This is a genomic window from Bacillota bacterium (genome assembly GCA_013314855.1).
In the GTDB taxonomy this organism is placed as follows: Bacteria; Bacillota; Clostridia; order Acetivibrionales; family DUMC01; genus Ch48.
Genome location: JABUEW010000152.1, coordinates 1 through 8,883 on the forward strand (window position 1 = coordinate 1; position 8,883 = coordinate 8,883).

Sequence of the window (8,883 nt, forward strand, 5' to 3'; positions counted from 1 at the left end):
GGAGAATTAGTTGATCATAATGGCAGAGTAGCCAAATCAAATGTCACTGGAAAAGCAGCTAAAGTTCTTCAATATCTGATGAATGTTAAACCTAACTTCTTTAGATGTGAACCTATTATAATAATTGTACCGCCTGATTTAGACGATTTAATATATGGAGCTGACGGAGCGAGGGTATCCTAAATTCAATAAGGAGAAAAAACTGTGAATATTAATGAATTAAGATATACCGATATAACTTATGAGGAATACACGAAAATAAAGATGGAATACTACAAACACCTTTTATCGATGCCTTTCGGACCAAGAAGCTGCATATTAAAATATTTTGGAGATTCTTTTTTTCACGATGCTAAATTATTAAACTTGCAGATTAATCCCCATAAAAGAACTGCTAAATTTGAATTGAGCAGTGAAAATGTTCTTGAGGATATAAATTTCTATAGAGAACAACATGATCTTACAAGGATTCATAGCAAAGAGTTCTGGCGTAATCCTATAATCTTTCAGGTAGTTTTTTCAAATGTTCAACATTTTACGTCAGATATTAGTATAAGTGACGGTTTAATAGTAATTGATACGGAGATTGCATCGTATGACAGCCAAATTGGTTATGAAATACTATTTTATTTTGAAAACAAAGAAAAACTTAAACTATTTTGTAAAGGCGCTAATCTTACGATAGATTCTGGGATGGTTGGATATTATACAAACGGGTTAAAAGAAATACCGTATTGTTCAAATTGTAAGTCAAAGTTTATTACTACGAAGAAATTAACTGAATTATTAAAAGATGTTGAAAATTGACGTGTCATGGGGACGGGGTTGCCGACAACTTTTCTTCTCTGGACACAATTTGAAAGCAATTATGGCCGAGTTCTGCAAAGGATTCGGCCTTCGTCTGAAAAGCACCGGGGCGCGTCATCGCACAGCTTCGCGCGCGCCGACACTGCCCCTAGCCCGCTCCATGCCCAGGCTCCGGGCTGATCTCCTAAAACCATAACTTGATCACGTAAACCCGGAGTGCCTTCCGGGAGCTGGCGCTCCTGCGCTGTCACGCATCCGCGCTTTCCCTTCAGGCCCTCCTCGATCTCCCCATAGCCCAAACTTTACCTATGCAGCGGCCCTCCGCCTGCGCCTTCCGCTCGGTGCTCGGGGCATCATGGCAGCTCCGCTTCGCTCCACCCCCATCATGCCCTCGATGAAAGCTTTGCTTATGTCAGTAAATACTTACGGCGAAATCCAAACTGGCGGCCGTATTATCCATTTGGCTCCCGGTGGATAAAACGGCCTGGGCAAATATCCGATCACAGCGAAGGCCAAGGAACCTGCTCCGCTGCCGCTTCGCACGTTCCTTCTAAAGGCAAAGCTTAAATGATACCGGGCGGCATACTGCCGCCCAGAAATCCCTGTAAAATGCCGAGTCCGGGTGGGCTCGGCGAATGTAACATCTGCAAAGCAGATGCAAACCGGATTTTATTCCCCCCGCCTGAAAAAGTATTGAAGCGCGCGAGCGCGCCCTCTCTTCTGGCCTTCGGCCTTCTTATTTACTTAAGTACGTGCATTTGTACGTAAATTGGTATGTCCGGCAATCTCCCAAGCGGTACGTATATACGCACCGGTTCTTTCTAATAGAACTGGCTTTACCTCTCGGTTTTCGGCGCTTTAAAAAGCACCGGGGCATGGGCGGTAAAGTCACTAATTTTCTCGATTGATTAAATCTATCCGTAATACCGATCCCAGGCTTCTTTAAAACCCAATTTCCGCCCGAATCTGAATTTATACGTATATAAGTATTTAGTTGTAAAATAAAGATGTCTTTATGAATGCTAATTTTCACTTAAAATTCATGATTCGATGAGAACGAATTAGATGTTCACGTAAGAAATAAGCTCCTGATGAAGCCGTTTCAATTATTGCATCAAGCAAAACAGAACAAGATTCATGCAATTCTCTTGACAATGGTCCAGTGTTGTCATGCAATAATAAGCGTTGAATACATCTTTCTAAATAAAACGCGGTATTAACCCTGGAGAGCAGTATAATTCCATCCGACTTTTTTAGATGCTTTGAAAGAATAAGTAATCCAGGAGTCAAGAAAATAGAAGGAAAGTGGTAAATGAGTGAAGCCATAGCTCCAAAAACATCCGGATTCTCCCCTGCATTATTAACAAATTCTAGGATTAAATCTTTTCCTAGAGCAATATCCTTATTTTCATAATCAACTTTTTGCCATGGGGTATCAGCATGCAATATACCACGTATTAATTTGACTTTGTGATCATTACTATATCTCGCTTGTTTTTGGATAGATATTGCTATTTCTTGAACTTTTTCAGATAGTTTAGCCCAGAACTTCCAGTATAACTCCTTTTTACCCATTTCTTCAGTAACGAGTTCCAAATATAGCAATAACCAATGTACAAAATCAGGTGCCGTATCACATCCATTTCGCAACTGTTCAACAAATATTGGGGTATCATTTTCGGATATATTTAATAAATACTCAGCCAACTTTTTAGCAAAGTTCATCGGTAACTCATCAGAAATACGTATTTTTTTCTCAGGATAATCTCTGCTATTTGATTCTTCCGCTTCGAAGATAAGATTAAGCATTCGAGAAAGAAAAGAAATATGGGTGGATTCGACTGAACCATCCGGAATCATTAAACAGGAACTTAAAATGTGCCATGAGCTATGGGTATTAAAGGAAATATCATCAATATTAACGGCAATTTCTCCGCGGGCAAGCTGCTCGCGGAAATCCTCTAACCAAGCTTCATGTGAATTCGTTTTAACTATTTCTTCGTCCTCTGAATATTCCCAAAATCCAGCATTTTTACTTTCCTCTAATTTTAGCCGTGCATATTCAATGCTTCCCATATAACATGACTGTGCAAAATCAGGATCAACTTGCCATAGATATTTTTTAATACCATTTGCTGTCCCTATTCTGACATTTTCATTTGCATGCGTGAGCGCAGTGGCAATAATTCTTTTAATACTAATCCTATCATTATCATTATCTACAAAATTAAATAATATAGGAAGAATCAAAGCCGACGTTGCTGCGCCATCAAGGTCTGTTTTATCTGCAATCGTTATTGAGTCATTCGTATCGGCATCAGCCAGAACCGTTTCAATTACAAGTCCGGTGCACCAAGACAAATCATCTTCCTTTAACTCTTCAGAATGATCCCGTAAAAAGATGGCTGCACCTTTTACAATGCTTCCAAACTGCATTCGCCATAAATCATTTGCGTTTCCACTTGTTATTATCTCGAAAAGATTTTTCGCTTCTGTAAGAGCATCATTCCAATTTGCATAATAAACACTGTCCAACGCTTCTCCTTTAAAGGTTTTTTCTGACCATAAGAACATAGCGGAAAAGCGATTGGTTAATGCCATATCCTCTTGTGTCTTCTTCTGTATTTCTTCCAAATCAGGCTCCAAGTTTTCATTAGTGAAAATAATCCGATTATTATCATTGTCTAATTCCGGTTTCCAACCGCGGCTGTCAATCCTATGAAAGCGGAAACGCCATTTCTCTTCATTTGGAGCCTTAGACCGTAATTCATCTATTACAGTAAGTGCTTCGTTTCTTAAATCTGAAAACTGAAGACGCACAATCAAATCCTCCAAATGCTCTTTTCGCCATGATCGCAACGCTGCCAAACGTCTTTCTTCGGAATAAATATCCGCCAAGGGTTCGCGATTAAGTCCCGTTTTATGCCAATCAATTTCGTTGCCGCCTCGTTCATGGACTGTTCGTTCTAAGTCATAATTATAAAATTCCGGTTCTCGTAAGATAGGTAATGCAAGCTTTCCAAGCTTATCTGGGTAACCTGTTGCCACAGAAGCCAAAACCGCCGTAGGCATGATGGAATTGCTGTTTCGTAAAATATAGTCAAAAATCCATTCCAATTCTTCTTCGGAATTAGAATATTGTACTTTGTTAATCAGCCAATTCTCCAGTGCCATGAGTGCTGATTGAAGTAAATATGGAATTACAGAATGACTACGGTATCCCAACCACAGCCGGCTTGAACAAAATTGTTTCACATTGGTTCCGTCATTCAGCCTTATTTCAACTTGTTTAACTCCCGATTGACTAATATTAAAAATTGGAAAAGAATATCTCCCGGGCGAGTCAAGATCGGAATAAGCGTATTTTTCTGCAGTTATGTTGAGAAGTTCCAGAATAAAATCCAAGCCTTTTCGAGGACTGAAACGTAATAGTTGCGAAAATGGGCCTCTCGCCCCACTGGGAGGAAAGAATTGAGATGCTTCTCTGAATGGATAAAGACAAAAACATTCTTCAACATTATTACTATAAGAACGATGTCGATTCTTTTTTGATTCGTCGATTAGCCATTCATGAAAAGCAAGTTTTATAACCATATCAGGGGCATTTTTGCATAAGAAGGCTATGTCGATCCCCGTCAATGCCATGACACAAAAATCTTTTACATAAGGAAACCGACGCCCATTATCGTCAGTACGGAATACATCCGCTTCCATTAGGTCTTTGAATTCGTTAAATATAGTAGGAATAACCTTAATTATAACGGCAATCAATTTTCTTCGGTAACCTTCATCTCTATGTAAGTCTTTAACCATATTGAGCAAATACATCGCAAGTAAACCGGCTTCACGGGATGGAGTTGGCAACTCTTTTTCAATATGCACTATAGAAGACCATTCATAAAGAACAGCTGATATGTGGGATATTAGTTGTGGTGAAATAGAATCCTTATTTTCAAATAAGAAAAGAATTATGTCTTCCCAGCCGGAACCATATGGCTTAAGATACAGAATATCGGATGCTTGCGATGTTTGATTATCTGAAAGCAGTTTTATAATTTCGAGATCCAATGTCTTGCAGGCTATACGAAGAATAAAGCAAAAACGTTTTAACAATTTGCCGTCATTCCCGAATAATTGTTCCTTAAGACTGGGTAATAAACTCATAAGAAGTGTTACTAAGGAGTATTGCCGATATAGTTTCATCCTGCCAACAACTTTCAATGTTTTCATCATTCAAAATATTAAGAACCAGATGGGCAACGTTTTCACCAAATCTTATTTTTTGATGGAGCCATAAGCGGAAGGCCCTATTCATGGCTGGTTCATGCCCTACAGCATCAAGAAAACCCTTGATATCGTCAATATATGTCTGAGAAACTTCTTCGATATATCGCTCAAGTGCCCAATCCTCAAGAACATCATGTGCCGGACTAACCAAGCCATTTGATATATCTCGGTATATTAAATTATCTTCCTCAAGCTTTAACAGCGCGTCGGAATCAAACGCTGCTTCGGGCACTCCATAAACCATTTGCTTGGCCCGCTTTAAAGCAATGTCAATAAAGGTTTGTCGCCTTCTCAGGGGCATGCCATTTGCCCGTATATGCTCTTTAGAGATTACATCTCTCCAAACAGCTATCCGAAATTCCTTTTCTCCGTCTCCGCTTGAAAACTGAGTTCCTGTTTGTGCAATTCTGTAAGCCAGTTCCGCATAGTATGGCTTTTTGAGAAGCGCTTTTATCGACTCATTAGTCGATAACGGTTTTAAAAGGTCTATACTTTTACAAAGATATTCAACATCACCATCGCTGAAGTCCTTTATCAATAGCGATGAATAATGAATGCCACTTGGCTGGAGAAAATGTAAAGTTATTTGTTGATAAGCATAATCACGTCCACTAGCAATAATTGTCCATCCGGGGTGTTTCCTTATAAAGTAGATTAAATCTGTGAAAGCAGCGGTATTTTGCAGTTCAAGTAGTTTTTCCAGTGATTCTATCAGTAAATATTTCTTGGGTATCATTGTGAAACCTGATTCAAGATCACTGATTGAACTTGTTAAACCAATTGCTGAAAACACATTATCGAGATGTGCCTTATCTAGATCTTCGGTACGAAGGCAAAAGACAGGAACGTGATCTCTCATATGTTCGGCAAACTCTCTTACCAAACTGGATTTTCCACAGCCTCGTTCTCCTGAAAGAAATACAAATTCAGCACCTTCACTAATTTCTAAAAGTTGATCAAAAAAATCGGAACGATTGATATGCACTCCAGCAATATTTTCTCTTATACCATTTATAATGTAATCCCCATGGTCCCTTAATCGGCTGACATCGGAAATGAAATGATTATTTTGCCGATTATTGAATGCATTTACAATATCTGTTGGCAGAATCGCTAAAGTTACAGTTCCCGAGGTTTGGTTATATGATTGTATCGCGTCAACGACTCTTGACCATAGGGATGGAGCATCCCCGGTTGTACTTTGAGCGATTAATGACCTGAGCAGTGAAAGGGTGATTCCTGATTCGATATCCAAATCATATCCGAGAAGATAAAAGCTTTTTAAAAATTCCCAAAACTGCTCATCTGAAATATCACTTCCATCGTTGGCTTTGTTCAGATGTGTCTGAAAAACCTTTAACTTTTCTCTTTTCGCGTCACTGCTGAAGTTAGCCAAGTTAACTTTATGAAAGAACTCTTTTGCATCATCGGAGTGACGTGCCCATTCCAATAGAGTACGGGTATTGTTAATATCAGTAGCACTTAACGGACCTGTGATAAGAGCAAATACATCGTTTCCGACGGTAAATATATCTGGATTACGGAAATCATTCCAAGCAGCTTGAATTACTTCGCCAAACACATCATTTCCTTCTGTGATACTAATAGAGTGTTTTATTTGAGCTAGAAGTTTAGCCTCTTTTTCTGTTTGAAGATCTTTGGCAAAAACAATAAAATCATCTGTATTGAAGCCTGCGTAACGGCCCTGAAGTTTTATCTTTGTAATAGGCCATGGTGGTAAGCAAGGAGCTATCTGCCCTGTCAACATGAGTACGACAAATGCAGCTTGCACACGGGTTTCAAAAATTGTGCCCCCACCCCCTGTAGAAAAGGGGTTGCTTTGTTGTTTTGAATCCATCTTATTTTTACCTCCATATTGACTGAAGAAACCTTATGAGTTGCACTCCTAATATGGGGACAATCCACATAATTTAATCATACAATATTATGTAGTTGTATTGTTCGAGTCACATAGCAAGTATCTACAACTAAATACTTATATACGTATAAATTCAGATTCGGGCGGAAATTGGGTTTTAAAGAAGCCTGGGATCGGTATTACGGATAGATTTAATCAATCGAGAAAATTAGTGACTTTACCGCCCATGCCCCGGTGCTTTTTAAAGCGCCGAAAACCGAGAGGTAAAGCCAGTTCTATTAGAAAGAACCGGTGCGTATATACGTACCGCTTGGGAGATTGCCGGACATACCAATTTACGTACAAATGCACGTACTTAAGTAAATAAGAAGGCCGAAGGCCAGAAGAGAGGGCGCGCTCGCGCGCTTCAATACTTTTTCAGGCGGGGGGAATAAAATCCGGTTTGCATCTGCTTTGCAGATGTTACATTCGCCGAGCCCACCCGGACTCGGCATTTTACAGGGATTTCTGGGCGGCAGTATGCCGCCCGGTATCATTTAAGCTTTGCCTTTAGAAGGAACGTGCGAAGCGGCAGCGGAGCAGGTTCCTTGGCCTTCGCTGTGATCGGATATTTGCCCAGGCCGTTTTATCCACCGGGAGCCAAATGGATAATACGGCCGCCAGTTTGGATTTCGCCGTAAGTATTTACTGACATAAGCAAAGCTTTCATCGAGGGCATGATGGGGGTGGAGCGAAGCGGAGCTGCCATGATGCCCCGAGCACCGAGCGGAAGGCGCAGGCGGAGGGCCGCTGCATAGGTAAAGTTTGGGCTATGGGGAGATCGAGGAGGGCCTGAAGGGAAAGCGCGGATGCGTGACAGCGCAGGAGCGCCAGCTCCCGGAAGGCACTCCGGGTTTACGTGATCAAGTTATGGTTTTAGGAGATCAGCCCGGAGCCTGGGCATGGAGCGGGCTAGGGGCAGTGTCGGCGCGCGCGAAGCTGTGCGATGACGCGCCCCGGTGCTTTTCAGACGAAGGCCGAATCCTTTGCAGAACTCGGCCATAATTGCTTTCAAATTGTGTCCAGAGAAGAAAAGTTGTCGGCAACCCCGTCCCCATGACACGTCAATTTTCAACATCTTTTAATAATTCAGTTAATTTCTTCGTAGTAATAAACTTTGACTTACAATTTGAACAATACGGTATTTCTTTTAACCCGTTTGTATAATATCCAACCATCCCAGAATCTATCGTAAGATTAGCGCCTTTACAAAATAGTTTAAGTTTTTCTTTGTTTTCAAAATAAAATAGTATTTCATAACCAATTTGGCTGTCATACGATGCAATCTCCGTATCAATTACTATTAAACCGTCACTTATACTAATATCTGACGTAAAATGTTGAACATTTGAAAAAACTACCTGAAAGATTATAGGATTACGCCAGAACTCTTTGCTATGAATCCTTGTAAGATCATGTTGTTCTCTATAGAAATTTATATCCTCAAGAACATTTTCACTGCTCAATTCAAATTTAGCAGTTCTTTTATGGGGATTAATCTGCAAGTTTAATAATTTAGCATCGTGAAAAAAAGAATCTCCAAAATATTTTAATATGCAGCTTCTTGGTCCGAAAGGCATCGATAAAAGGTGTTTGTAGTATTCCATCTTTATTTTCGTGTATTCCTCATAAGTTATATCGGTATATCTTAATTCATTAATATTCACAGTTTTTTCTCCTTATTGAATTTAGGATACCCTCGCTCCGTCAGCTCCATATATTAAATCGTCTAAATCAGGCGGTACAATTATTATAATAGGTTCACATCTAAAGAAGTTAGGTTTAACATTCATCAGATATTGAAGAACTTTAGCTGCTTTTCCAGTGACATTTGATTTGGCTACTCTGCCATTATGATCAACTAATTCTCC

Annotated in this window: 5 protein-coding genes; 2 read left to right on the forward strand and 3 right to left on the reverse strand. The window is 40.0% G+C overall.

From position 1 onward, the window contains the following. Together HPY74_18235 and HPY74_18240 are read left to right on the forward strand one after the other, a co-directional pair. On the forward strand, window positions 1-183 hold a 183-nt coding region (locus HPY74_18235), incomplete at its 5' end, for a hypothetical protein (GenBank protein NSW92564.1). A 21-nt stretch (window positions 184-204) separates the two neighbouring features. Continuing rightward, on the forward strand, window positions 205-807 hold the full coding sequence (locus tag HPY74_18240) for a hypothetical protein (protein ID NSW92565.1): 603 nt from the start codon (window positions 205-207) through the stop codon (window positions 805-807). A gap of 1,029 nt (window positions 808-1,836) precedes the next feature. Here HPY74_18240 and HPY74_18245 read toward each other — a convergent pair. From HPY74_18245 to HPY74_18255, 3 genes are all read right to left on the reverse strand, one after another. Then, a complete protein-coding gene (locus HPY74_18245; GenBank protein ID NSW92566.1) occupies window positions 1,837-5,028 on the reverse strand; it encodes a hypothetical protein in 3,192 nt (1,063 codons plus the stop codon). Beyond that, on the reverse strand, window positions 4,949-6,952 hold the full coding sequence (locus HPY74_18250; protein NSW92567.1) for an ATP-binding protein: 2,004 nt from the start codon (window positions 6,950-6,952) through the stop codon (window positions 4,949-4,951). Before HPY74_18250 ends, HPY74_18245 begins: the two co-directional genes overlap by 80 nt. Window positions 6,953-8,076: 1,124 nt before the next feature. After that, window positions 8,077-8,679, reverse strand: a complete 603-nt coding sequence (locus HPY74_18255; protein ID NSW92568.1) for a hypothetical protein — start codon at window positions 8,677-8,679, stop codon at window positions 8,077-8,079. Window positions 8,680-8,883 lie beyond the last annotated feature (204 nt).

Coding starts and splice junctions, on each gene's coding strand:
- HPY74_18250 (NSW92567.1), bottom strand. CDS start 6,952: ATGGATTCAAAACAACAAAGCAACCCCTTTTCTACAGGGGGTGGGGGC.